Annotated in this window: 19 protein-coding genes; 14 read left to right on the top strand and 5 right to left on the bottom strand. The window is 50.3% G+C overall.

The window, feature by feature from the left end; all coding sequences use genetic code 11:
• Positions 1-4 precede the first annotated feature (4 nt).
• The 7 genes from purL (at position 5) to GX019_07425 (ending at position 9912) form a co-directional block, all read left to right on the top strand.
• Positions 5-2239, top strand: a complete 2235-nt coding sequence (purL, locus tag GX019_07455; protein HHT37000.1) for a phosphoribosylformylglycinamidine synthase subunit PurL — start codon at positions 5-7, stop codon at positions 2237-2239.
• Entirely contained in the window at positions 2221-3627 is a 1407-nt protein-coding gene (locus tag GX019_07450) for an amidophosphoribosyltransferase (protein ID HHT36999.1), read from the top strand. Before purL ends, GX019_07450 begins: the two co-directional genes overlap by 19 nt.
• A complete protein-coding gene (locus tag GX019_07445; protein HHT36998.1) occupies positions 3620-4630 on the top strand; it encodes a phosphoribosylformylglycinamidine cyclo-ligase in 1011 nt (336 codons plus the stop codon). Before GX019_07450 ends, GX019_07445 begins: the two co-directional genes overlap by 8 nt.
• Entirely contained in the window at positions 4630-5256 is a 627-nt protein-coding gene (purN, locus tag GX019_07440; GenBank protein ID HHT36997.1) for a phosphoribosylglycinamide formyltransferase, read from the top strand. Before GX019_07445 ends, purN begins: the two co-directional genes overlap by 1 nt.
• Positions 5257-5261: 5 nt before the next feature.
• Positions 5262-6521: a phosphoribosylamine--glycine ligase gene (gene purD / locus GX019_07435; protein ID HHT36996.1), complete on the top strand. Its 1260-nt coding sequence runs from the start codon at positions 5262-5264 to the stop codon at positions 6519-6521.
• Positions 6522-6592: 71 nt separating this feature from the next.
• Positions 6593-9088: a hypothetical protein gene (locus GX019_07430; protein HHT36995.1), complete on the top strand. Its 2496-nt coding sequence runs from the start codon at positions 6593-6595 to the stop codon at positions 9086-9088.
• 104 nt (positions 9089-9192) lie between these two features.
• A complete protein-coding gene (locus GX019_07425; GenBank protein HHT36994.1) occupies positions 9193-9912 on the top strand; it encodes a CBS domain-containing protein in 720 nt (239 codons plus the stop codon).
• Between the two features lie 11 nt (positions 9913-9923).
• Here the strand turns inward: GX019_07425 and GX019_07420 are convergent, their stop codons facing one another.
• A complete protein-coding gene (locus GX019_07420) occupies positions 9924-10757 on the bottom strand; it encodes an AraC family transcriptional regulator (protein HHT36993.1) in 834 nt (277 codons plus the stop codon).
• A 147-nt stretch (positions 10758-10904) separates the two neighbouring features.
• Here GX019_07420 and GX019_07415 point away from each other — a divergent pair, with 147 nt between their 5' ends.
• Positions 10905-12197, top strand: a complete 1293-nt coding sequence (locus GX019_07415) for a Gfo/Idh/MocA family oxidoreductase (GenBank protein ID HHT36992.1) — start codon at positions 10905-10907, stop codon at positions 12195-12197.
• Positions 12198-12248: 51 nt separating this feature from the next.
• Here GX019_07415 and GX019_07410 read toward each other — a convergent pair whose 3' ends face one another.
• The gene (locus tag GX019_07410) at positions 12249-12689 is read right to left on the bottom strand and encodes a hypothetical protein (GenBank protein HHT36991.1); all 441 of its coding nucleotides are present in this window, start codon (positions 12687-12689) and stop codon (positions 12249-12251) included.
• 232 nt (positions 12690-12921) lie between these two features.
• Between GX019_07410 and GX019_07405 the strand changes: the two genes are divergently transcribed.
• The 3 genes from GX019_07405 to GX019_07395 all read left to right on the top strand — a co-directional run bounded on the left by GX019_07405 (position 12922) and on the right by GX019_07395 (position 18607).
• Positions 12922-14568, top strand: a complete 1647-nt coding sequence (locus GX019_07405; protein HHT36990.1) for a glutamine--tRNA ligase/YqeY domain fusion protein — start codon at positions 12922-12924, stop codon at positions 14566-14568.
• A gap of 143 nt (positions 14569-14711) precedes the next feature.
• Positions 14712-17303, top strand: a complete 2592-nt coding sequence (locus tag GX019_07400) for a hypothetical protein (GenBank protein ID HHT36989.1) — start codon at positions 14712-14714, stop codon at positions 17301-17303.
• A 128-nt stretch (positions 17304-17431) separates the two neighbouring features.
• Complete coding sequence (locus GX019_07395; GenBank protein ID HHT36988.1) at positions 17432-18607, top strand: MBL fold metallo-hydrolase; 1176 nt, start codon at positions 17432-17434, stop codon at positions 18605-18607.
• On the opposite strand, the gene GX019_07390 is transcribed toward GX019_07395, so the two are convergent.
• A complete protein-coding gene (locus GX019_07390) occupies positions 18584-19054 on the bottom strand; it encodes a methylated-DNA--[protein]-cysteine S-methyltransferase (protein HHT36987.1) in 471 nt (156 codons plus the stop codon). The genes GX019_07395 and GX019_07390 overlap by 24 nt on opposite strands.
• A 76-nt stretch (positions 19055-19130) precedes the next feature.
• Here GX019_07390 and GX019_07385 point away from each other — a divergent pair, with 76 nt between their 5' ends.
• Positions 19131-20480 (top strand): MATE family efflux transporter, encoded by a 1350-nt coding sequence (locus GX019_07385; protein ID HHT36986.1) that lies wholly within the window; start codon positions 19131-19133, stop codon positions 20478-20480.
• Between the two features lie 9 nt (positions 20481-20489).
• Here GX019_07385 and GX019_07380 read toward each other — a convergent pair whose 3' ends face one another.
• The gene (locus tag GX019_07380) at positions 20490-21602 is read right to left on the bottom strand and encodes a M20/M25/M40 family metallo-hydrolase (GenBank protein ID HHT36985.1); all 1113 of its coding nucleotides are present in this window, start codon (positions 21600-21602) and stop codon (positions 20490-20492) included.
• A 141-nt stretch (positions 21603-21743) separates the two neighbouring features.
• On the opposite strand from GX019_07380, the gene GX019_07375 reads away from it, so the two are divergent.
• Positions 21744-23399 carry a nucleoside kinase gene (locus tag GX019_07375; protein HHT36984.1) on the top strand — a complete coding sequence of 552 codons (1656 nt, stop codon included), beginning with the start codon at positions 21744-21746 and terminating at the stop codon, positions 23397-23399.
• A gap of 26 nt (positions 23400-23425) precedes the next feature.
• Positions 23426-25144 (top strand): B12-binding domain-containing radical SAM protein, encoded by a 1719-nt coding sequence (locus GX019_07370; protein ID HHT36983.1) that lies wholly within the window; start codon positions 23426-23428, stop codon positions 25142-25144.
• Here the strand turns inward: GX019_07370 and GX019_07365 are convergent.
• Entirely contained in the window at positions 25119-26522 is a 1404-nt protein-coding gene (locus GX019_07365) for an FMN-binding glutamate synthase family protein (GenBank protein HHT36982.1), read from the bottom strand. The genes GX019_07370 and GX019_07365 overlap by 26 nt on opposite strands.
• Positions 26523-26600: the final 78 nt, after the last annotated feature.

The following is a 26600-nucleotide window of genomic DNA, read 5'->3' as shown; positions in this document are numbered from 1 at the left end:
ACCAGTGGAGCGGTATCGTGAACCAACACCGGTTGAGATTAAAGAACAAAGGCTTTATCTAGAACTTGGTTTAACGGAATCGGAATATGAGCGAGCAGTAGAGCTGTTGGGAAGGCTGCCCAACTATACTGAAACAGGGATGTTTGGTGCCCTGTGGTCCGAGCACTGCAGCTACAAGAACTCGAAGCAGGTGCTGAAGCGCTTCCCCACAACCGGGGAGCAGGTGCTGATGGGACCAGGTGAGGGGGCAGGTGTTGTTGATATCGGCGGTGGTTTAGGGATAGCCTTTAAAATGGAATCCCACAACAGCCCGTCCGCTGTAGAACCGTTTATGGGAGCGGCAACCGGTGTTGGCGGCATCCTCCGCGATGTATATTCCATGGGAGCCCGGCCGATTGCGATCCTAAACTCCTTAAGATTTGGGGAGCTTGCTGATCCCAGAGTCAGGCACCTGTTTAAAGAGGCTGTCAGGGGCATGGCCTGGTATGGCAACGAAACCGGAGTTCCCGGTGTAGGCGGTGAAGTATATTTCGATGAGCGCTATCGGACCAATCCGCTGGTCAACGCCATGTGCATTGGGCTGGTGGCTCATGATCGAGTCTGCCGGGGTACAGCTAAAGGGGCAGGCAATCCGGTGCTTTATGTTGGCGCGGACACGGGCCGGGATGGAATTGCCGGAGCAACATTTTCCTCCGCAGAGTTAAGGGAAGATGAAACTCCGGAACACGCTGTAGCTATCGGTGATGCTGCGGCCGGTAAAGCGCTGATGGAAGCCTGCTTAGAAATGATCGAACTTCCGGGTCTAATCGGGATCCAGGATATGGGGGCCGCTGGCTTAACATCTTCGAGCGCTGAGATGGCGGAAAAGGGCGGCAGTGGGATTGAACTGAACTTAGATCTTGTTCCCCAGCGGGAAGCGGGTATGACTCCTTTTGAAATGATGCTGTCTGAGTCCCAGGAGCGGATGCTTTTGGTGGTGGAAAAGGAACAGGAAGATCAGTTTGCGGCGATCTGTGAGAAGTACGGCTTAAAGTGCGCTGTGATCGGCCGAGTAACAGATGATCATATGCTTCGCCTCCTGTTTAATGGCGAAACAGCAGCCGAGGTGCCGGTTGCCGCGCTGACTGGGAAAGCTCCGGTTTACCAGCGGAAAGGCAGAGAACCGGAAACTTACCGCGCCAACCAGACTGTGGAAGTTAAAGATATCCCAGTTACCGATGTCACAGACACCCTCAAACGGTTGTTGGCTTCTCCATCGATTGCCAGCAAAGAGTGGATCTATTCCCAGTTTGATTACAATGCAGGCGGCACTGCTGTAGCAGCGCCGGGTTCCGACGCGGCTGTGGTAGGGATCCCGGGGACGAGCAAAGCTGTTGCGGCAGCCTGCGACTGTAACGCCCGCTATGTTGAGCTGGATCCGCAGGTGGGCGGCGCTATTGCTGTTGCGGAAGCTGCCCGCAACCTGGTCTGTGTTGGGGCTAAACCTTTAGCAGTAACCGATAATCTCAACTTTGGCTCACCGGAAAACCCGGAGGTGTTCTGGCAGTTAGAGCAGGCTGTGGAAGGGATCAGCGCGGCCTGCCGGGAGCTGAACACCCCAGTTGTCTCCGGCAATGTGAGCTTGTACAACGAAACTAACGGCAGACCGATCTATCCGACGCCGGTTATCGGTATGGTTGGATTGCTTGAAGATATTGAACAGATTTTGGCAAATAAATTTCAAAAAGCTGATGATGTGATTGTACTCTTGGGCCGTTCCCAGGCAGAGCTTGGCGGCAGCCAGCTCCAAAAACTCGTGGAGGGTACTTTGGCCGGCCGGCCTCCTGCGCTGGATCTGGACTATGAGAAGCGGCTGCAGCAGGCTGTGCTTATGGCTAATCAGAAAAAACTGCTCAGCTCTGCCCATGATGTCTCTGACGGCGGCTTAGCGGTAGCGGTATTAGAGTCTGCCTTTGGGACAGGCTTGGGCATTGATCTGGACTTCACCCAGGAGCTGTCGGTAAGCGCTGCGCTGTTTGGTGAATCCCAGTCCCGGATTGTGGTCAGCGTTGATCCAGAAAAGCTCAGCGAGCTCGCTGCTTTAGTTTCTGAGTTTAAGCTTGACTATACGGTGCTTGGGAAAGTTACTGGACAGAATCAAGCGCGGATCGTCTATAACCAAGCTGAGCTCGTCAACTGCTCGCTGAAGGAACTCGAAGCAGTATGGAAGGATGGGATTGCATGCTTAATGACCGACTGACAGGAGGTCTGCATGAAGCCTGTGGGGTGTTCGGAATCTACGGGCACCCCAATGCCTGTGAATTAGTGTATTACGGACTGCATGCCCTCCAACACCGCGGCCAGGAGAGCGCCGGCATTGTGGCGGTGGATCGGGGGAAATTTAACGTCCACAAAGGCATGGGCTTGGTTACCCATGTGTTCGAAAACGGTGAAGAGTTTGATCTAACCGGTGAGGTGGCGGCAGGTCACGTGATGTACGGCTTCGGCAATCCAACGATCACCGAAGCCCAGCCCTTGGTTTTTAAGTACCGTGCCGGCACGATTGCGCTTGCCCATAACGGCATGCTGGTTAACGCCGGCCAGGTCCGCGCTTCTTTAGAAGACCAGGGTTCAATCTTCCAAACAAACAGCGACGTGGAAGTAATTGCCCACCTAATTGCCCGTTCGCTGCACAATGATTTAGTCTCTGCGCTGAGAGAAGCGCTGAATGTAGTGCAGGGCGCCTACGCGCTCTTGGTGGTATCTGAGGATCAGCTGATAGCCTGCCTCGATCCCCATGGACTGAGGCCAATGGCCATGGGTAAAGTGGGCGAAAGCATCTGCTTTGCCTCGGAAACCTGCGCTTTCGATCTGGTGGAAGCGGAGTATATCCGCCATGTGGAGCCGGGCGAGATGGTGGTGGTGGATCGAAATGGAGTGCAGTCAATAAGAATTGCGGAGCCGCAGCCATCGTTCTGCGCCTTTGAGTATATCTATTTTGCTAGACCTGATTCCAATCTTACCAGCGGGATCAGTGTGCACCAGGTGCGTACCAAACTCGGCAGAGAGCTGGCGAAAGAGAGTCCGGTTGATGCGGATCTGGTTGTAGCAGTTCCAGATTCCAGTTTTTCTGCAGCCATCGGCTATGCCGATACTCTGCAGCTTCCGTTTGAGATGGGTTTGGTCAAGAACCGCTATGTGGGACGGACATTCATTAAGGGCAGGCAGGAGTCGCGCACCAGGGATGTGAAACTGAAGTTAAGTGTGGTGCGGAAAGTGGTGGAAGGCAAATCTGTGATCATGGTGGACGATTCCCTCATACGCGGAACAACCAGCCGCCGGATTGTGAGACTTTTGCGGGATGCGGGAGCAAAAGAGGTGCATGTGCGGATCAGCTCACCGCCTGTAGCTCACCCCTGCTTTTACGGGATTGATATTTCCACCCATGATGAGCTGATCATAACCCATAAAAGTGTGGAAGAAATCTGCAGCCATATCGGAGCGGACTCCCTTGAGTTTCTCAGCATCGAGGGTTTAACTCGCGCTATCAGCGGGAGCGCCGAAAGCCATGGATTATGTCTGGCGTGTTTTAATGGGAATTATCCCACTCAGGTTTATTTTCACAGTGAGGAGGAGCGGCATGAGTGAGGCTTATAAGCAGGCAGGAGTGGATCTGTCTGCAGGTTATGCAGCTGTAAAGGGCATTAAAAAGCACGCTGCCCGCACTTTTCGACCCGAGGTGTTAAGCACTGTGGGCGGTTTTGGCGGCTTGTTCGCCCTGCCCCTGGATAAATACAAGGATCCGGTGCTGGTCTCAGGAACGGATGGTGTCGGTACGAAGCTGAAGCTGGCCTTTGCCCTCAACAAGCATGATACGGTGGGCATCGATTTAGTAGCGATGTGCGTTAACGATGTGGTGGCTTTGGGTGCAGAACCCCTGTTTTTCCTGGATTACTTCGCTTGTGGCAGGGTAGATCCCCAGCAGGTAGAAGCAGTGGTCAAAGGCATTGCCGATGGCTGCGAGGACGCGGGATGCTCCCTCATCGGAGGGGAGACAGCGGAAATGCCCGGTTTTTACCCGGAGGGGGAGTATGATCTAGCTGGTTTCTGCGTGGGAATTGTGGATCGGAACCAGATCATTACTGGAGAGAAAATCACTCCGGGAGATGTTTTGATTGGTTTGCCATCAAGCGGTGTCCACAGCAACGGCTTTTCGTTAGTGCGGAAAATCCTGGCTGAACATGGGCTGGATGTAACCGAAATCGGTCCGCGTCTGCTTAAGCCTACCCGCATTTATGTGAAACCAATTCTTAATTTGCTGCAACAGTTTGAGCTTAAGGGGATCGCCCACATCACCGGCGGCGGATTTATCGAGAATATCCCCAGGATTCTGCCTGAAGGATGCAGCGCCGAAGTAGAGCTTGGCAGCTGGCCGATCCTGCCCATCTTTACCGAGTTCCAGAGCTATGCTCAGATACCTGATACCGAGATGTTCAATGTCTTTAACATGGGGATCGGCATGGTGATCGCTGTTGACCCTGAGGATGCAGAGCGAGTCATTGATTCTCTCCACAGTGAGGGAGAGCAGGCCTACCGGATCGGCAGAGTAACTGCCGGTGATGGTCAGGTGGTGTTTAGGGAGGGAGTCTAGTGGTTAAGATCGCCGTCTTTGCTTCCGGTTCCGGTTCGAACTATGAGGCAATTATGCGGTTCTTTGCAGAAAACCCTGATACTAGGGTGGAAGTGGCCTTGGTGGTATGCGACCAGCCGGGAGCAGGCGTGATCCAGCGGGCGCAGAGCTGGGGAACGCCGATTGTGATTGTTGAGCGGAGAAAATTTGCAGGCAAAAGGCAGTTTGAAGAATACATACTAGCTCAGCTGCAAGAGCATCGGATTGATTTTATTGCTCTTGCCGGCTATATGCGTCTGTTAGGGCCTACGCTTTTGGATCAGTATCCGGGCAGGATTATTAATCTTCATCCATCGCTGCTGCCGTCCTTTCCCGGAATTGATGCGGTGGGACAGGCGCTGCAGGCGGGTGTGCGGGTTACCGGTGTAACAGTGCACTTTGTGGATCGCGGCATGGATACCGGACCAATTATTGCCCAGGAAGCAGTAAAGGTTGCCCTTGGTGATACCCATGCCAGCTTATCGGCGAGGATTCATGAGGTTGAACATCGGCTTTATCCGCAAATTGTGCATGCCTGCGCTGTGGGCAAGATCTATTTAGATGGCAGGCGGGTGTGCTGGAAGGCTGAGGAAGGGTTTAAGGAGTGATGTGGATGCAAGTACTTGTAGTGGGGAGCGGCGGCAGAGAGCATGCCATCTGCTGGAAGCTAAAACAGGATCGCCCTGATTTAAAGCTGTACTGCGCTCCCGGTAACGGCGGCATTGCTGAGCTGGCGGAGTTGATGCCGATTGAGGTTGCCGAGATTGAGCAACTGCTGGATTTTGCCATCAGCAGGAAGATTGATGTGACGATTGTTGGTCCGGAACTGCCTTTAAGTTTAGGTATTGTGGATAGGTTTCAAGCTGCGGGGCTGAAAATCTTTGGACCGACACGAGCTGCCGCCGAGATTGAAGCGAGCAAAGCTTTTGCTAAGGATTTGATGGAGCGGTACGGGATTCCCACTGCAGCTTACCAAGCGTTCAGCAGTGAAGCAGCCGCTCTTGAATATATCGAAACCCAAGCTCTGCCCTTGGTAGTGAAAGCGGATGGGCTGGCTGCCGGCAAAGGAGTGGTCATCTGCGCCGACAAGGACCAAGCTAAAGCGGCAGTGCGGGAAAGCTTTAAAACCCATCCCCGGGTTGTTATTGAAGAGTTTTTGATTGGCGAAGAGCTGTCGCTGATGGCATTTGTTGATGGCACTACCGTTCTGCCCATGGCAGCTGCCCAGGACCATAAGCAGGTGTTTGAAGGTGATCAGGGACCAAATACCGGAGGGATGGGAGCCTATTCGCCGGTACCCCATCTCGGTGAAAAAGTAACTGCCGAAGCGGTGGAGCGCGTCTTAATTCCCGCTGCGGAAGCGCTGGTTAAGGAAGGGCGAAGTTTTACAGGTGTTTTATATGCGGGGCTGATGCTGACGGAGCAGGGTTTGAAGGTAATTGAGTTTAATGCCCGCTTTGGCGATCCGGAAACCCAGGTGGTTCTCCCCAGGCTAGAGGCAGATCTTCTGGAGATAATCCTGGCCTGCGCTGAGCACCGTTTGGATGGGATTGATGCGATTTCCTGGAGTAATGAAGCAGCAGTTGCTGTAGTAATGGCAAGCAGGGGCTACCCAGGTGTTTATGAGAAGGGTAAGCTGATTAGCGGAATCGATAGGGTGGAAGCCCGCCAGCACACCGCGGTGTTTCACGCGGGAACAAGCCGCGGTCAAGACGGGCTGGTGACCGCGGGAGGACGAGTTGTTGCCGTGGTTGGCCAGGGAGATACATTGGAACTTGCCAAAAAACGGGCTTATGAAGGTGTTTCTGAAATCAGATTTGAGGGAATGCATTACCGGCGGGATATAGCCGATAAAGCGCTGATAAGATCTTAGCCTGCTGTATCTTTAGTGGCAGCAGGTTTTTCTTTGTGGTATAGTAGAGATGTTCGGATCTTTAGCATTATATGGAGGTGTTAGGGTTGACTTTGGACCAGCTGCGGACGCAGTTTTACGAACCAGCTGATGAATTCAGTCCACTACCGTTTTGGTTTTGGAACGATCATCTAACCGAGTCAGAAATAACCAGGCAGATTCATGACTTTAAAGATAAAGGGGTCATGGGCTTTATTATTCATCCCCGAATTGGGATACCACATGAAATTGAATACTTATCGGATCGCTTTATGGAATTAGTGCGCTGCGCTGTGGAGACAGCAGCAGAGCTTGGCATGAAAGTTATTTTATACGATGAAGCAATGTATCCATCCGGATCAGCCCACGGCAAGGTGGTAGCATCTAATCCTCAATTTGCCAGTATTGGACTGCAGATGCGGGAGTATCCGGTATCAGGCCAGCTTGAGCTGACCCCAGAGCTGGAGGAAGATGAGCAGCTGGTTTCAATCCTAGCTGTCAAAAAGCTTGATGAGAAAGCGATTGATGCAAAGAGCATCCGCAGGCTGGAATTGACTGATGATAAAGTCGTTTTTGCCGCACCCGATCAAGATGAGTGGGCAGTGCTGGTGTTTGTCGAAACGTACTCCCGCGGTACCATCCGGGGGATTCACTTCGGTGAGGATGATGGCCAGCCAGGAGCGCCTGCGGCTGCGGATCTGCTTAACCCTGAAGCAGTAAGAGCATTTATTAACTTCACCCACGAGCGCTATTACGAAGTTCTTTCCGAGCACTTCGGCACAACCATCATCGGCATGTTTACCGATGAACCGGCAATCCTTGGGCGGCGAGGCAAAAGAGGGCTGCGCCCCTGGACGAGAGGATTTTTAGCTTGGTATGAAAAATGTGGAGGCAGTGAGCTCGATCTGCCGGCACTCTGGTTCGATACAGGCAGCGCAGCTGCCGATACGCGCCGGCTGTATAAGCAGGCGATCAATAAGCTGATGGAAGAGACCTATTACAAGCAGATTTCCGACTGGTGCGCCAAGCACGGGATTGCTCTGACCGGGCATCCGGAGCGGAGCGCGGATATTGGGCTTTTGAAGTATTTCCATATTCCCGGCCAGGACGTGGTGTGGCGCTGGGTAGCGCCGGAAAATGATCTGGCTCTTTCCGGCGAGCACAGCACCCAGGGCAAATGCTCATCTGACGCTGCCCGCCACGCGGGACTGCGCCGCAATTCTAACGAGTGTTTTGCCTGCTGCGGCCCGAATAAGATCGACTGGGCGTTCAGCGTTTGGGATATGAAATGGTACATGGACTGGTTGTTTGTCCGGGGTGTAAATCTGTTATATCCCCACGCGTTCTTCTACTCGATTGAGGGCGAAGGACGCTACAACGAGCGTCCACCGGATGTGGGCCCGAACAACATTTGGTGGCCCCACTACCGGACGATTTCCGACTATATGAAGCGGAACTCGTGGTTAAATACGGATTCTGTCAACCAAGCTCAGGTAGCGGTACTCTGTGAGCACGATCATCTGCCTTGGGAGATTGTCCGCCCATTATATGAGCAGCAGATTGAGTTTAACTATCTGGAAAACACTCTGTTTGCTGACCGCGTTGCAGTTGAAAACGGCAGGCTGAAGATTACAGCTCAGAGTTATCCGGTTCTGCTGGTGGAGGACAGCATTCACATCACTCCCGAAGTCCAAAATCTGCTTCCGGAATTTATCAAGCAGGGTGGTATCTTAATTGTGTACAACCCAGATCAAGAGACGCTTCCCATTGCAGGTGCGGTAGAACTTAATGATTTCAGTCAGGTGGTAGATGCGGTTGAAAAATCAATCTGCCGCGATCTTGCTGTTGAACCTGGGGCAAAAGATCTCCGCTTTACCCATGTGGTTAAAAATGGAATTCATTTCTATCTGCTGGTCAATGAAGGTGATCAGGCGCTGGCCGGTAAGGTTACCCTTGGCACATATGGCTGTGCTGAGCAGTGGGATGCCTGGAACGGCACAGCAGTGCCGCTTGCGGTTAGTGCTGATGAGGATGCCAAAACTATCGCGTTTGAGCTGAGCTTACCAGGAAGAGGCAGTACCATCATTGCTGTCGACCCTAATGGAAAACCGGTTGAGGGACCAACAGCTTCAGTTTTTGAAACTACTGCCGTGATCGATCTCAGCCGCGGCTGGGAGATTGAGAATCCTCCCGTCGAGATGGGGGTAGCAGACAGCCTCCGCTCCTGGACAGAGTTTGCCGGTATGGAGCGTTTTTCCGGCACACTTACCTATATCCATGAGTTCAGCTTAGAGCAGAGTCAGCTGGATCAAGCCAAGCAAGTTGTCCTTGATTTAGGAGAAGTCTGTGAGCTGGTCACCCTGGAGATAAACGGCCGCGATGCAGGTGTGAGAATGCTGCCGCCGTATCAGTATGATCTAACAGAGTATGCGCAGGCTGGGGTTAATCAGCTGCGGGTTAAGATTACTAACACTCTGGCCAACAAGTTTACGGAAGCGAAGATCAAGTCAGGCTTGCTTGGACCGGTTGTGGTTAAACTGAATAAATAAACACAGGCAGTCCGCTGCAGGACTGCCTGCTCCATCTTACGCAGGAATAATTTAGTCTGGAATTGAATTGATTAGATAAAACTGCGATTGTAGGGGCTTAGACTATGACTGCTTATGAAAACTCCAGGCGCTATCTCAATGCCTTTATTGATATTGAGCACGAGTTGGAGAAAATCGCTCAGACGAAACGCCATATACCTTTTTACCAGCTGGTGGATAAAGCGGCGCTGCTGGATCCCTTTGTGCGGGATATTGCGATTGAGCTGAAAGAATATGGTGATCTTCGCAATGCCATTGTCCATGAACGAATCGATGATCAGCCCATTGCCGAGCCCCATGAGGAAGTGGTGCGGCGATTGGAGGCGATCCGCGATCTGCTCCGCACGCCCCCCACAGTAGGCGAGCTGTTTTTGGGCAGGGTGGTCACCTGCAATCTTGATGATACTCTTAGAGAAGCGGTTACCCGGATGCATACCCATGCTTTTTCCAAACTGCCGGTTTATCAGGGAGACCGCTTTGTGGGGATTTTAACCGCCGAAGCGGTTACTTACTGGCTGGCTGATCATATCGACAACTGCCTTGATTTAGATCAAGAACCTGTGCAGTCAGTCCTTAAGTATCTGCAAAATCCGGATAACTACCAGTTCGTGACTCCTGACTGCCCGCTCTTTGATGTGCTCCGCTACTTTGAAGATTACAGCCACCGCGGCAAGAGACTGCAGGCGGTGCTGATCAGCGACGATGGTACCGAGAAGGGCAGGCTGATGGGGATTATTACGGTGTTTGACCTGCCTAAAATCTACCACACCCTCGATCTAAAGTAAGGTGTGCAAGCTTATCCTGCTGAGCTCTGACGGCGGTATTCACTCGGAGTTAGTCCGGTGATCCGCTTAAAGATGCGTCCAAAATAAGTTTGGTTCTCATAGCCTACCAGACCAGAAATCTCGGTAATAGACAGGTCTGAGCTGGTGAGCAGCTTCTGGGCTTCCTGAACCCGGACTGTGTTTAGGTATTCGATCAGGGTTAATCCGGTTACTTCTTTAAACATGCGGGAAAGATAGTACTGGCTGATGTAAAATTTATCTCCCAGCTGTGCCAGCGTTACCGCAGACTGGTAGTTTTTGCGGAGATAGCGCACAATTTTGTGGATTTTCTCGTGAATCGGACTTAAGGAATCATATAAGTTCGGTTCTGCCGGTTCAATGCGGTTGGCAAGGACTAATAACTCGATCAAAAGCGCTTTCAGGTAGAGCGCAGAGTGGGGAAGGGACTTCCCATATTCTGTGCTCAGCTTGGCCAGGGTATTCTCGATCTGCATCTGCTCGGCCACTTTTGGGCGCACAACCTTGGTTTCCCGGTAAAAACAGTCCATGAGATGGGCCGACTGGGGGACCAGATCAGCTAAGAACCGATCTTTAAAATAGAGGACGGTGCGCTCGTGCTGCTCATTGTTGGCTGCAGTGGTGCGGTGCAGGACATTGCTGGGCACAAAAATTAAGTCGCCTTGGTTAACGTGGTAAATGCGATCATCGATGAAATAATAGCGTTCCCCAGCTCTAAGATAATAGATTTCATAAGGTTCGTGGCGGTGCTTGTCATTCATGTTAAAAGCATCGCGTTTTCTTGTTTCAATGCGAAAATCATAGTTCAGCTCAGCGATTGTTCTCACTCCTTTATAGAGATTATACCACTACAGGAATTAATCGCAAGATTGTACGAGTCGAAGGAGAAATGAGCAAATAAATATTAGTTTTAGAGATTAATTTGCGGTAGAATATACTCGAATCAGACTAATTTACAAGGAGGAAACTGACAGCTGATGAAAAAGCACAGATATGTATTAGTGGGTACAGGCGGAAGAGCCCGTTTCTTTTATGAAGCTTTAGTATCTCAATATCGGGAAACCAGCGAACTCGTGGCTTTTTGCGATATCAACCCAGCCAGACTAGAGTATGCTGTAAATACTCTTAAAGAAAAGTATCCGGACTATCCAGAGATTCGGACATATTTAGCGGACCAGTTCGATGAAATGATCGAAAAGGAAAAGCCGGATACAGTTATCGTTACCACTATTGACCGCACTCACCATCGGTACATCTGCCGGGCAATGGAGCTTGGCTGCGATGCGATTACCGAGAAACCCATGACTGTTGACGCAGAAAAATGCCAGCAGATCATCGATACCATTAAGAAAACCGGCCGCAATCTGCGGGTTACCTTTAACTACCGCTACTCGCCTTACAACACCAAAATTCGCGAGTTGATCATGAACGACGCGATCGGTGAGGTAACTTCAGTCCACTTCGAGTGGCTGCTGAACACCAGACACGGAGCTGACTACTTCAGACGCTGGCACCGCGATAAGCGCAACAGCGGTGGATTGTTGGTCCACAAATCTACTCACCACTTTGACTTAGTTAACTTTTGGCTTGGCAGCGAACCGGACACAGTATTTGCCATGGGCGACCTGCTGTTCTACGGCCGTGAGAACGCTGAAAACCGCGGCGTAACCAAGTTCTATTACCGCGGCACCGGTTCAGAAAATGCGAAAGATGATCCATTCGCCCTCGACTTAGATCGCAATGATCAGCTCAGAAACCTCTATCTCAACGCTGAAAAATACGACGGCTACCTAAGAGACCAGAGCGTATTTGGCGACGGCATCAGCATTGAAGACACCATGGGTGTGATGGTTCGCTATAAGAACAAAGCAATTCTTACCTATTCGCTCAACGCCTATCTGCCATGGGAAGGCTACCGAGTGGCCATTAACGGCACTAAAGGCCGCATCCAAGTTGATGTAGGCGAGAGATCTTACATTAACGCTGGCGGAGATGCAGCCGATGAAGGTTCTGTACGCATGAAGCGGATTGTTGTTTATCCGATGCACGGTGAACGCTACGAAGTACCGGTGGAAGAAGCGCCCGGCGGCCACGGTGGCGGTGATCCCCGTCTTCTCGACGATATCTTCGGTAATCCGGAGCCCGATCCGTTCAACCGCGCCGCATCTCATGTAGATGGTGCTATGTCAATTCTGGTAGGTATTGCCGGCAACAAGTCCATTGCTACCGGAATGCCTGTTAAAATTAAGGATCTAGTTGAGTTTTAAGTAAACATTAAAAAAAGAGCTATCGCAGCGATAGCTCTTTTACATTTATCTTTATTCAAAAACCACTTCAAATTCCTTTACGATCGGGTCGTCCATGCTGCCGGTGATCGTGATAATCAGTTTATAGGTTTTACCTTTCAACTCTTGGTTATATAGGTCTTCACTGGGATAAGTCAGCTCTTCCGGAAGATCGATTTTCTCAGTGTGGGGCACTTTAACTCCGGGAATAACCAAGCTTGACTGATCAATTTCGAACTCGGCGTCCCAAACAGTTTCCCCATCTGGGTCAACAATCAGCAGTACAGCTTTGTCAACCGTCAGCTTGCCAACCCCTTTAGTGGTCAGCGTCAGAGTAACTTCCTTGGACGTTTCACCATACTTAAACTTGAGTGGATTTGGCGAGATTGAGACATCCAGGGAAGGCTGCAGCGCGCCGAAACATCCGGTGAGCAGTACAGCGAGGGCTGCGATGAGCAGAATGCGGGTTTTCATTACGGCTATTCCTCCTTTGCGGGATACAAACAAATTTAATACCCAACCATTCGACAAAATCCTACATGTTCCTGCAGGAAATTTGACATTATCTGTTAATAAGTGTATTTTATTGGTAGTAAGCGGTGGGAACGGCTTGTATTTATAGTTCTGATAGTGATAAAATAAAGGTATTAACCATTCCAAAGCTAACCAGCATAGATAGATGTCAGCAGTGAGAGGATGAGGATAGATGAATCTAAAGCCGAGCAATTTTATTGACAAAATCGTTGCCGATGATGTGGCAAATGGATTGGAGGAGGTTGCAACCCGCTTCCCGCCAGAACCGAACGGTTTTCTGCATATCGGCAGCGCCTATGCGATCAACATCAGCTACTCGATTGCCCAAAAGTATCAAGGCCGCTTTAATCTGCGGATGGATGATACTAACCCGCTGAAAGAAGATGTTTCTTATGTTAATGCAATTATCGATGATTTTAAATGGCTGGGCATCGACTATGGGGACCAAGTTCTATATGGCTCCGATTATTTCGACCAGATGTATGAATACGCTGTTTACTTAATCAAAAAGGGTAAAGCCTTTGTCTGTGATCTGTCCCCAGACGAGATTAGGGAATACCGGGGTACCCTGACTGAGCCGGGGAAAAACAGTCCCTATCGGGATCGTTCAGTTGAAGAGAATCTAGAGCTGTTTGAGCAGATGCGGGCTGGTAAATTCGCAGAAGGCGAAAAAGTTCTGCGGGCAAAAATTGATATGGCCAGCCCAAATATCGTTATGCGGGATCCGGTAATTTACCGCATCATTCATGCCGAGCACTATCGGACCGGAAATAAGTGGTGCATTTATCCGATGTATGACTTTGCCCACCCGATTCAAGACTATATTGAAGGCATTACCCACTCGCTGTGCTCCAATGAGTTTGTTAACAATCGGGAGCTGTACAACTGGGTTCTGGATAATCTAGATCTGCCCAACCGCCTGCCGCAGCAGATTGAGTTTGGCAGATTGAATATCAGCGGTGTGGTAACCAGCAAGCGGTATCTAAAGCAGCTGGTTGACAGCGGCTATCTCGAGGGCTGGGATGATCCGCGGCTGCCCACAATTCAAGGTATGCGCCGCAGGGGCTACACCCAGGACGCGATTTTTACCTTCTTAAATGAGATCGGTGTTCCCAAGACTGAAAGCACCGTTGATGTAGAAATGCTGGAATACTTCGTGCGCCAGGATTTACTAGAAAAAAGTCCATGCTTGATGGCAGTGGTGGATCCGATTAAAGTTGTGATCACCAATATGGATCCGAACAAAGTGGAGTGGTTGGAAGCTGACAATAACTACAAAACCGATATGGGAACCCGGAAAGTGCCCTTCACCCGCGAGCTGTATATCGAGCGGGAAGACTTTATGGAAGATCCTCCGAAGAAGTACAATCGCTTAGCCGTGGGAAGGGAAGTGCGGTTAAAACACGCTTATTACCTGAAGTGCGATGAAGTAATCAAAGATGAAAACGGCGAGATTGTGGAGCTGCACTGCACCTACGATCCAGAAACGCTGAGTGGATCTGGCTTTACAGGCCGCAAAGTTAAGGGGACAATCCATTGGGTTAGCGCTAAGGAAGGGCTCAACTGCACCATTCGCCACTACGAGCCGCTGTTCTTAAATCCGCCGGAAGAGGATCGTCTGCTGGAGTCCATCAATCCTAACTCGCGGCAGGATTTTACCTCGGTAATTGAACCGTCACTTCTTGACTTTATTGATCAGGGCGTTACCCATTATCAGTTCTTGCGGAACGGATTCTATGTGCTCGACAGCAGATTAGGATCGAAAGAAAATCTAGTTTTCAACCGCATTGTGCATCTAAAGAGCTCCTATCGTCCATAAACAATCACCGAGTTTAGAGGTCATGTGTGGATCGACAATCTGCACATGATCTTTTTTTAGTTAATAAACTGTTATTTTCTGCAGGGTTTGATCAGCTGAGCTGGAATAATTAATAAGTTAAAAAACTAAGGAGGGACTCTGCAGTGTTTGAACAACTAAGAAGACAGCACTTAACTGTGCTGGTTGTGGCGCTGTGCATCCTAAGCGCTGCAGCTGTGGTCAGCGGTCAAGACTTAACTGTTGACCAATGGGTGAATTTATTGGGAACAGAGAACGAGCAGGCATTTGAGTACTTTGTTGCAATGGGTCCGGATGCGGTGCCGGTGTTAGCCGATGCAATCGCTAACCGCTGGATGTTTCACGCTTACATACCCCAGCGGTTGAATGTCGTTAAAGTGATGCGGGAGATCAATCATCTTGACACCCTGCCGATTTTAAAGACTTCTCTTACATTCGAGCAGTCAATCCGCATCGAAGCGATCGATGCAATTTTAGAACTGCCTGATCTGTCAATCCCAGAGCTGTTTGTGGAATTGTTAAACGATCAAGTGGACTACCAAGTTGGTCAGCTGGAAATGCTGCGCAAACTTTTTGATCAGGACCATGATCTAATCGCAATTCTTGATGAGACGTTTGCGCTTTTGGCAGCGGACAGCTTCGAACCGGCAGTTGTCGATAAAACAGCCGATTTAATTGCTCACTTTATTATTGAAGATAAAAAAGTAGTAGTACCTGCCCAAAAGGTGACTCGGGAGATGATTCTCCAGGCGCTGTTAGCGCAGCAGCAGGCTAAAGAAGAGCCGCAGGAGGAGAAAGAACCGATCGATATTAACGCTGAAATCTTTAAATTGCTCGAGGCGAAAATTAGCGAATCACAAGGCAGCGTCCAAGCTCTGGCACTGCGGTCGGTCGGCCGCTTAGCGGATTTAGTCAGAGGTCTGGAACTTGGCAGCGAGCATAATCTGGAAGGGTTTGTTCCGGGACTGGTAGCGGTACTGGTTAATGCCGAAACAGAAACTAACAACCGCCTCTTGGCTGCCCGGGCTTTAGAGCAGATTGTACCCCACAGTCCGGAAGCTGTTGCTGCTTTTGCCGAGCTGTTATTTGCCACTGATACTGACGCAGAACTGCGTCTAGTGGCGGTAAGAGTTGTCGAAACAGCGGGAACATCCGCGCTCGCTCATTTGAAAGCTAATTTCGATAGACTGGCGGAATTAGAACCGGCTCTTCGCTGGAGACTCGCGGGAGCGCTGGCCAACGGTGCTAAAGCGGACAGCGAGCTGATCACAATGATCGCAGCGCTGTTGGACAGCAGCGATCCTGAAGTTCAGCTTTACGCTGTGCGCGTACTGCAGGCAGTAGGTTCTGATGCCGAAGCAGCTGTTCCGGCACTGGTGCAGGTATACCAAACTGCCGATTCTGATCTGAAACAGGCAGCAGGCGAGGCCTTGGTCAGGATTGCTCCTAACAGCGAGCAGACTAAAGCTTTAAGTCTAGCGGCTCCGACACCGGTGAAGCCGACCCAGTCTGTACCCGCGTTCCCGGGAGCAGAAGGACGCGGCGCATCGGCCACAGGCGGTCGGGGCGGCGAAGTATATATCGTTACAAATCTCAGGGACAGCGGTCCCGGTTCTCTCAGGGATGCAGTCAGCAAGCCAAACCGCACTGTGGTGTTTGCGGTATCGGGAACGATCAGGCTTAACTCCCAGCTGCGAACCGCAGCGAACATTACGATCGCTGGGCAGACAGCGCCGGGGGATGGAATTACTGTTGCGGATTATCCGTCGTTAATTGGCGGCAGCAACTCAATTGTTCGCTACCTGCGCTTCAGGCTGGGCGACAGGCGCGACTTAACTGGTTCTGATGCCCTTAACGTTGACCGCAATATCTCTAACGTGATCCTTGATCACTTGTCGGTCAGCTGGGGAACAGATGAGGTGTTCTCCAGTTATGATAACACCGACATCACTGTCCAGTACTGCATGTTCGGAGAGGGCTTGAACTGGGTGAACCACTCAGCAGTTGGTTTATGGGGTCCCCGGGCAACTTACCACCACAACCTGATTTACAGCAACAAAACCCGTCATCCGAAACTGGCTTATCTAGGAGACATCGTGGACTTTAACAATAACGTGATTTACAACTGGAGAGAGCGGAGCGTTTACACCGGTTCGCAAGGCCGCATTAACTTTATCGGCAACTATTTTAAACCAGGACCGGAAACCCGTTCCAACGTCAGAGCTCAGCTGCTTGATCCGGATGGAGATGATGTACGTGTTTACATTACTGGTAACGTCATGGAAGGCAGCGAAACAGTAACTCAGGATAACTGGCGCGGTGTAATCAAATCGGCAATGCGAGTGGATGCTCCCTATCCATCTGCTCCCATGACTATCGATACCGCCGAGGAAGCATACGCTAAAGTTTTGGCTCACGCTGGTGCATCGCTCCCACGCCGCGATGCAGTTGATGAGCGGATCATTAATGATGTGATCAACGGAACCGGTAAAGTGATTCTCCGTCAGAGCGAAGTAGGCGGATTCCCCATCATGAATTCGGTGCTTCCCGCGGTCGATACTGACCAAGACGGTATGCCGGATATGTGGGAGATCTACCACGGTTTAGATCCCTTTGATCCAGCCGACCGGAACTACGACCGGACCGGAGATGGCTACACCAATCTGGAAGAATACCTCAACGCTTTTGTAGAAGGGCATCCTCTTTTAGGTCAATAAAAGCAAAAACTTACGGCAGCGGGACTTCTCCCGCTGTCTTTTTTTGCTTCTGGCTTAATTCATAAAAACGGTTTTAATTACCAACACTATACCGGATACTAGGACTAAGAACAGAAAGGTGAGTAAATATGTCTAGTGTGGTAATTAAACCAGATGTTTATTGGGTAGGCGCCGTAGATTGGAACATCCGCACTTTTCACGGACCGGCCTATTCCACTCCCCGCGGTACTACTTACAACGCCTATTTAATTGTGGATGAGCAGATTACCCTGGTTGATACAGTCTACGGACCTTTTGCCCAGGAATTGATCCGCCATATTGCAGAGATTGTCGATCCCGCTAAAATTGATAATATCATTATTAACCACATCGAGTCAGACCACATCGGTGCGTTTCCCGAGATCATGCGGCTTGCCCCTAATGCCAATGTGTATGCGACGGCTAATGCGGTTCGGGGTATTAAAAAGCTGTTTTTCCGGGATTATGATATTACGGTTGTCAAAACTGGAGATACGATCAGCACCGGTAAATACACGTTCAGCTTTATCGAAGCTCCGATGCTTCACTGGCCCGACAGCATGTTTACATACATTCCTGAGCTGAAACTTCTACTGCCAAATGACGCTTTCGGACAGCACTACGCTGCTAATGTCCGCTTTGCTGATCAGGCAGATCTGGGTTTGGTGCTGATGGAAGCGCAGAAATACTACGCCAATATCCTCAACCCTTTTTCTAAGTTGGTACTGAAGAAGCTGGAGGAAATTGGAGAGCTGGGTTTGGAAATCGATATGATTGCCCCCAGCCATGGGTTTATTTGGCGGAATCCGGAAGTAATCATTGAGGCTTATCAAAGATGGGCGCAGGGGACAGCGGAGCGGAGGATCGTGATTGCCTACGATACGATGTGGGAAAGCACCGCTAAGCTTGCCCACGCTCTGCTGGAAGGAGTGACGGACGCAGGTTGGCGGGGCATTATCTTCGAGATCTCCAAATCGGATCATAATGAGATCGTGACCAAGATCCATGATGCAGAAGGAGTATTTATCGGCTCGCCAACCTACTACAACAATACCCTGACAACAGTCTCGCCGCTTCTCGATGAGCTGGTTGGCTTAAAGGTAGGCGGCAAATTTGGCTTTGCGTTCGGCTCCCAGGGATGGTCAGGTGGCGCAGCCAAAACCATTGAGGGTAAGCTGCAGGCTGCTGGCATCGAATTGGCGGCTCCGGCCTATACCGTGCAGTGGGTACCGACTGATGAGGAGCTTGCAGAAGCCCGCAGTTTAGCGAGCTCTCTCCTCACGTAATATCTTTTCTAACCTTAAGAGTGACTGTTTCATCTCAAGTCCGCAGCTGTAGCCGCCTAAACCCCTTGCTGCCAGAACCCGGTGGCAGGGTACGACAATGATCAGAGGATTGGCCCCTACCGCTTGTCCTACAGCGCGGTAGCCCTTGGTTCCGATCTTTTCACCAAGCTGTTTATAAGTAGTAGTTTTTCCATAGGGAATCTGTAAAAGTTCCTGCCAAACCCGTTTTTGAAATGGAGTTCCGACTAATTTCAGAGGCCAGTTAAATTCTACCGTTTCACCTCGAAAATATAAGTCCAGATCAGATGCGTAGGGCTGAGGCAGAAGGGGGCTTCGGCGATGAGCCTGCTCTTCATCAGAATCTGCGAGCCAGATTTTAACAAAACGCTGTTCTTCCTCTGCTAGCAAAATCAGTCCTAATGGTGTATAATGCTTATAAACACGCATAAATATCCCTCCCCGCTAGTCCGATCCCATTGGTGTCGGACTAGTTATTATTTGCGTCAGATTTAGAGGTGAAGCAATGGAAGCGCAGATCAAACCCAGCAGTCACAATAAAGTTGTCTTGGCTCTAGCTCTGCCGGCAATTGTGGAAATGCTCCTACAGCTCACGGTCGGCCTTGCTGATACCGCGATGGTAGGCAGACTGGGAGCTCAAGCCTTAGCGGCAGTCGGGTTAGCTAATCAGCTGTTGATGCTGCTGTCCACAATTCTCAGCGCAATCGGTACCGGAAACACTGCGCTAGTAGCTCGGCATGTAGGAGCTGGTGAGTTTGAAATCGCTGGTAGAATTGCAAAGCAGGCAGTAATCCTAGCTGTGATTATTGCTGTTGTTTCCGGTGCGGTAGTGCTTAGTTTTGGAGATGCTGTGCTCGGCTTTTTGTTCCGCAGCACTGAACCGGAGGTTATTGGTTTAGCCAGCGATTATGTTGCCATTGTCAGCTTAGCCCTCGCTTTTAATTACTGCTTGATCCTAATCAACTCCGCTCTGCGGGGAGCGGGTGATACCAAAACGCCGATGCAGATAACAGCCATTGTGAATATCATTAATATTATCGGGAACTTCTTCCTGATCTACGGCATCGGTCCTTTCCCGGTATTAGGAGTGCAGGGAGCAGCGATCGCAACAGCTGCGGCCCAGACAGTTGGCGGAGTGCTGGCATTGATTAGTTTATACAGGAATCCCAATATCAAGGTCAGCTTCAGCCTGCCCATTAGAATTGACCGAGAAATAGTGAAGCGTATTCTCAAGATCGGTGTGCCGGCAGCAGTTGAGCAGGGCTCAATGCGGATCGGCCAGCTGTTTTATACCATGATTATTGCTTCATTAGGCACCGTGGCTTACGCTGCCCACCAAGTAGCCCTAAACGCAGAGTCGATTTCATTTAATCCCGGTTTCGGCTTCGCTCTGGCGGCGACTACCCTAGTCGGGCAGTATCTCGGCGCAGATAAACCGGAATTAGCGGAACAATTCGGCTATCGAGCGAGTAAAATGGCAGTAGTGTTTATGTCAATTATGGGTGTAGTCTTCTTTCTATTTGCCGAGCAGATTGTCTACTTGTTTACGCCTGACCAGGAGGTAATTGCTCTGGCCAGCGTCTGCTTGCGGATTGTGGCGGTGAGCCAGCCCGCTCTGGCTGCTCAGATGGTCTTTGCGGGAGGACTGAGAGGAGCAGGCGATACCCGCGGCATTCTCTGGATTACCCTTACCGGGTTTATGGTGGTGAGGGTAGGTTTGACACTGATATTATCCCTGTGGCTTGATCTTGGTCTCATCGGAGCTTGGATCGCCATGGGTGTGGATCTTTACTACCGCTCCATTCTGATGTGGAGCCGCTTCCGCCGCGGCAGCTGGAAAACATTAAAAATATGAGCATGCTGATTAAGCATGCTCGATAATCGCTATTACTAGTTCAGTGGCTTTAACCAAGTCCGCAATCGCGATGGACTCATTGGTGCTGTGCACATCCTTGTAGTTGAGTCCCAAGACTACAGAAGGCAGGTCCTTGCCGTTTAAAACACTGGCATCGCTGCCGCCGCCTGTGCCTCTGATCTGCGGTGTTACGCCGATGGCTTCCGCAGCTTTCATCGCCAGTTGGATTACCGGACTGGCCTCGGGAATCTTGAACGCCGGATAAGAGTCTTCCAGGTGGATGTCGACTTTCATGCCGTATTTAGCTGCCGCGTTACGAGCTGCTGCAATCATGGAATCTACCTGGTTTTTCAGTTTCTCTGGATCCAAAGATCTAATTTCGCAGTTGGCGGTGCACAGTTCCGGAACAATATTGGTAGCCGCGCCGCCCTTAATGATGCCCACATTGGCAGTTGTTTCGTGATCGATTCGACCCAGCTTCATGGCAGCGATCGCCTCGGCCGCAATCTTGATGGCGCTGACACCTTTTTCGGGGCTGACGCCGGCATGGGCTGCTTTGCCGTAGAAAGTCAGGTCGAGGTTTTGATGGGAAGGAGCCTGGTTGATAATTGTACCAACTTGATCATTGCTGTCGAGGAAATAGGCAAACTCCGCTTTAAGCTGGGAGCGGTCTAGAGCCTTGGCGCCGAACAATCCGCCTTCTTCCGCAATCGTGAAGACCACTTCCAGGCTGCCGTGATTAATCCCCGCTTCCTTAATAACGCGGACTGCTTCTAAGATTGCTGCAATCCCGGCTGCGTCATCGGCTGCCAGAATGGTGGTGCCATCGCTTCTGATAATCCCGTTATCAATTATTGGTTTTATGCCTTTCCCCGGCGCAACCCGGTCCATGTGAGCGCAGAACATAATCGTTGGCTTTTGCTCATCGCCGGGAAGCCTTGCAATCAGGTTGCCAGCATTGCCGTTGATAGTTTCACCAGCGTTATCTTCAGTTACTTCCAAACCCAGATCTTTCAGCTGCTTGATGAGATAGTCAGCGATTTCCCGCTCCTCACCGGCAAAGCTGTCGATCTGCACTAAGGTAAGAAATTCATTCACGAGTCTTTCTTGATTAATCTGCATGACAATACCTCCTTGGAAATACTATCCTATTCTCTGTTTGCCTTTAATGTCCTGCTGCGGCTGGCTGTAAAGGGTATTATCTCCACAATGGAGAAATAATAGGTAAGAACTGGTATCATTTTTTAAGTGAGGGTGAGGTAAGTGGATAGAACGGTTAGTATCAGACTGCCAAACGGTGAAGTAACTGTGCCACGAGGAACCTCCTTATCGGAACTAGTTAAACTGCAGAATGTTTATGGCAAAGTAACAGCAGCCTATGTGGACAATCAGCTCCGCAGCTTAGACTGGCAGTTGGAACAAAACTGCGATGTGGAGCTGCTTGATTTAACAACCGATGATGGAATGCGTGTTTACCGCAACAGTCTAGTTTTTGTTTTGTGCCAAGCTGCCAAGGAAGTACTGCCCGGCTGTCGCGTCCATATTGAGCACGCATTAAGCAATGGGTTGTACGGTGAGATCACCGCTGAGCAGCCCTTAGTCGAATCTGATGTGATCAAAATCGAGCAGCGGATGATGGAGATCATCATGGCTGACAAGCCTTTTGTTAAGCATGTTCTGCCGCGCCATAAAGCGATCGAGATCTTCAAAAAGCAGGGTCTCAAGGACAAAGTTAAGCTGTTAAGCCAGCTTCCTGATGAAAATGTGGTAGTTCACAGCATCGACGATTACTATGATACGATTGCTGATGTGTTTGTGCCTACCACCGGTCTGCTGCTCTTGTTTAAGCTGAGGTTTTATCTGCCTGGATTTATCCTAGAGTTTCCTAAGCAGTCAAATCCGGTGGTGATTCCAGAGTATGTGGAGCACGGCAAGCTGGCCAATGTTTACTACGAAACCGAAAAGTGGGGCAAAAGCGTCAGCATCAGCAATGTGGCAGAACTAAATGATCTGATTGCCGCCCAAGAGTACGGCGATTTAATTCGCATCTGCGAAGCGTATCATGAGAAGCAGATTGCCGGTATTGCGGATCAGATTGCTGCAGATCGGGACCGCCTGCGGATAGTTCTGATTGCCGGCCCATCATCGTCCGGTAAGACCACCTTTGCCCAAAGATTGCTCATTCAGCTGCGCATCAACCGCCTCCAGCCGGTTGTGATTGGCTTAGACGATTACTTCGTCAATCGCGATCAAACACCGCGGGATGAAAACGGCGATTACGATTTCGAAGCTTTAGAAGCGATTGATATTGAGCTGTTTAATGAGCATCTGTCCAAACTGATTCAAGGTGAGGCGGTTAACATTCCTATTTATAATTTCCACAAAGGTGAGCGGGAGTGGAACAACCGGGTGCTGCAGATTGGACCGGATCAGCCAATTATTATTGAAGGAATTCACGGCTTAAATGATAAATTAACTGAGGCGATTCCCAAAGGGCGCAAATTCAAGATTTATATCAGCGCCATTACCCAGATCAACATCGATGACCACACCCGGATTCCCACCACAGATGCCCGCTTAATCCGCCGCATTATCAGGGATCATCAGTTTCGATCCCAACCCGCGCTGGATACGATTTATCGCTGGCCGTCAGTGAGAAGGGGTGAAGAAAAACACATCTTCCCATTCCAGGAAGATGCGGATGTGATGTTTAATTCAGCCATGGATTATGAGCTGGCGGTTTTGAAAAAGTACGCAGAGCCTCTCCTAACAGCGATCGGCACTGATGAAGCGGCTTGCCCGACTGCGCAGCGCCTGCTCCGATTATTAAGCTATTTTAAACCCATGCCCAGCGAAGATGGCATTCCCTGCAACTCAATTTTAAAGGAGTTTCTGGGAGGCTCGTGCTTCGACGTGTGAGTACAGAAAGTAAAGGAAGTAGTTCAATGAAGGTTTTACTGACAACCTTAAATGCTAAATATACCCATCATAACCTGGCCCTGCGGTATCTTAGGGCCTACTGCGAACAGGACTTTCCCCAGCTGACTGCTGTCGAGTATAATATCAATCAGCAGTTGTCCCTGATTTTTTCAGAATTAGTGGACCAAAACCCCGATGTTTTGGGGTTTTCTTGTTACATCTGGAACATTGAGCAGACACTGGAATTAATTGTTGATATTAAGAAGGTGCTGCCCGATGTAGTGATTCTGTTAGGTGGACCGGAAGTTTCCTTTGATTATGAGCCGCTGATGGAAGCCTATCCCCAAATTGACTATATCGTGGCAGGAGAGGGGGAAGAACCCTTTTGCCAGCTGTTAAAGATCTTGGAGAAAACGAACGAGCCATCGTTAGAGCAGTTAAGCTCTATTCCTGGTTTGGTGTACAGGAGTCAGAATGCGGTCATCAGCAATCCCACCATGGTTATGGACTTGAAGAAAGTACCGGGAGCTTACCAGGATCACCTAAATGAAGTAGAGCATAAAATCGTATACTACGAAGCCAGCCGCGGCTGTCCATTCCGGTGCGAGTTCTGCCTATCATCCCGTACCGGAAAGGTGCGCTATTTTCCCATGGAACAAGTAAAAGAAGAACTGACCCGCTTGTCTCAGCTGGGAATTGAGCAGATCCGCTTTGTGGACCGCACCTTTAACTGCGATCCAAAGCGGGCTTATGAACTGATAAAATTTATGATTGAACTTGATACAACCACCCGCTTTCAGCTGGAGATCGGCGGCGATCTGCTTACTGAAGAAATGATTCAGCTGCTGGAGCGAGCTCCGTACAACCGACTGCAGTTTGAGATCGGTGTCCAGTCAACTAATCCTGCCACCCTACGGGGGATCGGCAGAACCACTGATTTGGACAAGCTGGCAGAAAACTGCCGGAAGCTGAGAAAACGCACTAAAGTCCGTTTCCTGCTAGATTTAATCGCGGGTCTGCCCGAGGAATCATTTGAGCGCTTCGGACATTCTTTTGATTATGTCTTTCAGCTTAAGCCCACGAAAATTCAGCTCGGCTTCTTAAAGCTTTTAAAAGGTTCCCATCTGCGGCAGAGAACCAGGGAGTTTGGCTGCCTTTATACCGAAAAAGCTCCTTATGAAGTGCTTAAGACGGACAGCATCAGCTATCAGGAATTAGCTTTTCTCAAAATCATTGAGAGTTTGGTGGAAACCTTGTATAACTCCGGCCGCTTTTCAAGCAGTCTGGATTACCTGATCGCCAGAAATCAGGTGCGTCCGTTTGAATTCTTTTCTGAACTAGCTGAGAAATGGAAAGCAAAGGGCTACCACCTAGTTTCCCACAGCCTGTTTAATTTGTATCGGCTGCTGTGGGACCTGATGGGCGACAGCGATCCGGTGCTCCGGGATTATCTCCGGTTTGATTTCTGCGCCCATGAGCAGAAGCGAGCAGTGCCTGATTGGCTAAAGGGCGAAAGTACAACCGAAGTCGGTCGCGAGTTAATCAGAAGTGGTGAAATTTACCGCTACCTGCCCCAGCTTGAACCCTTGGGACTCTCCCCAAGGGAGTTAAACAAACGTTTTGCTTTAGAGCGGTTTGCTTACCGGATCTATCCGTGGAACCCAGTTCCGGAAGCAGAGGAGCAGCTTCTGCTCTTTGACTACTCCTGCTACCCGAAGGTTAAAATCCATATTGTTTCTGGCTGACAAGTTCCTTGCTCCAAGCGGTAGGAATGCCTGTAACAGCAGCGGTGGTTTCATCTAGCGAGACCAGATCGGAGCGGTTAACTTCATGAATAGATGTTTTGCCTAATGCCCGCACACCTTCTGCCAGCTCTAATGTGCAGGAAGTGATGTACTTCGCTACTGACTTGGCGCCTTCTTTCCAGTTGAGGCGGTTAGCGTATTTACCTCTCGCCCAGGCGACCTGGGTCGGTGGTTCAAACGGAAGCGCTTTAAATGATTGGGTGTGGGTCATGGCAAACAAGGCCATCGAACCTATGTAGATTGCATCCGCCCCTAAGGCCAGTGCTTTGAGCATGTCACCCGGTGTAAAAAAGCCGCCCGATGCGATGAGACTGACTTGATCTTTCGCTCCGATTTGCTCAAGATGTTCAACTGCTCGGCACAGTCCAATGATTGTCGGCAGGCCGAAATCATCTTCCAGAATTGGTGCGGCTCCCTTGGTAGCGGCCTGCGTGCCTTCCAGCGCCAGCACATCAACTCCGGCATCAACAGCAATGTCGATATCCCGCTCAATACTATTATGGAACGCGAGCTTAACACCAATAGGCACGCCGCCGGTGATCTCACGGAGGCGGTTTACTAGCTTTTTCAGTCCGTCTTTCTCCGCCAGTTCTTGGTGCGAAGGCCCGATGATCAGGTCGTTATGTTTAGGCAATTTCAGCTGTTTTCTGAGGTTCTTCGGCAGACTGCTGGCGGGAGAGTATTGGCTGACTCCGGCGATTGCTCCCTGACCAAGCTGGATCTCAATCATATCACCCTGCTTGAGAATATTAGGATCCTTACTCCAGCTGCCGCGGTTGTACTGGATAATCAGGTTGGCAGCTAAATCCCGCTCTTCCTGCAGCCACAAACCTTCACCGGTGTTAGTGGCGGTTCCGGCAAAGGCAGAACCCTGGGCTAAAGCCATTTTAGCCTCTTTGGAGAGGGCGATTCCATAAGCCATTCCGGAAATTATGATTGGGGTCGCCAGAATCAGCGGCTTGCGGCAGTTTTTGCCGATAATTGTTTTGGTCTCAATTTTAGTGTTTAAAGGTGTCGGCAGTTTGGATAAGAAGACCGGGCTGAACGCGAGCCCGTTGAAGTTGAGGAACTTGCGGGGCGAACCGAGGGGGCGGCTGATGATCGCACCCGATTCTGCCCGCAGATTGGCCTCCCAGATATTCTGCATGCCAACCCGGTACGCAGCGGAAAATGCTTCAGCGATATTCTCATGGTAAGGATCAGTTGTAAAGATCTGTCCCATACTTTTGACCAGCTGGTGGGCGAGCATGCGCGAACCGAAAAACAATCCGGCTGCGCCGGAAACCCCCGCCAAGATCCATTTTAATTTTTTGTCCATTCAGATCCACCTCAAGCATATGATGTCCATTTGCGAATTGTTTAAGCGGGCAGGATTTGAATTCTAGATTGCAGAATG

The organism is Bacillota bacterium (assembly GCA_012837335.1).
Classification (GTDB): Bacteria; Bacillota; Limnochordia; order Darwinibacteriales; family DTU012; genus DTU012.
Note: the sequence above shows the minus strand (reverse complement) of the source record. Positions and strands in the feature narration are given on the sequence as shown.